This is a genomic window from Stenotrophomonas sp. 3diitr2024, from assembly GCF_042136455.1.
GTDB classification, from domain to species: Bacteria; Pseudomonadota; Gammaproteobacteria; order Xanthomonadales; family Xanthomonadaceae; genus Stenotrophomonas; species Stenotrophomonas sepilia.
Window position 1 is genome coordinate 1 of sequence record NZ_JBHHMJ010000771.1, and the last position, 533, is coordinate 533.

At 62.7% G+C, this 533-nt stretch carries 2 pseudogenes; both read left to right on the forward strand.

Going from position 1 to position 533, the window contains the following annotated elements:
* Positions 1–68 precede the first annotated feature (68 nt).
* Positions 69–284, forward strand: a pseudogene (locus ABGA94_RS20370) (hypothetical protein); the annotation flags it as partial.
* A gap of 119 nt (positions 285–403) precedes the next feature.
* Positions 404–533: pseudogene (locus ABGA94_RS20375) on the forward strand (response regulator transcription factor); the annotation flags it as partial.

Consider the following 533-nt stretch of genomic DNA (forward strand, 5'->3'; position numbering starts at 1 on the left):
CCCCACGCCGGGCCGGTGGCGCTGTACGCTGCCGGCTCGCCTTGTCCCCCTTCCCCGGAGCTGTACCGATGAAACACCTTGTCCTCGTCTTCGGCGTCAACGAACAGATCAGCAATGGTGCGGTGCCCGATGCGGTGCTGCCCTTCCACATCAAGAAGGACGATGCGGTCGCGCGCATCCGCCAGTTCGTCGACAAACGCCGCATGTTCGCGCTGAACAATGTCTCCACCAGTGGCATCGTCGACAACACCGAGCTGGCGGTCACCGTCGCCTTCGGCAAGCGCGGCTGGCAATCCCGAATGGGCAACGACATGAGTGTCCTTGAACTGTCGGTCCCGACTGGCCATTTCTCAGGAAAGGAATGCCAGTTCATTAAACTGGCGATCAAATGTGCACACTGGTTGAGGGCCGCACCGCCAGCGAGATCGCCGAACAGCTGGGGTTGTCGCACGGCACAGTGCGCAACTATCTGTCCGAGTGCATCGGCAAGCTGGGCGTGGCCAACCGGATCGAGGCGTACCGGCTGGCGCGGC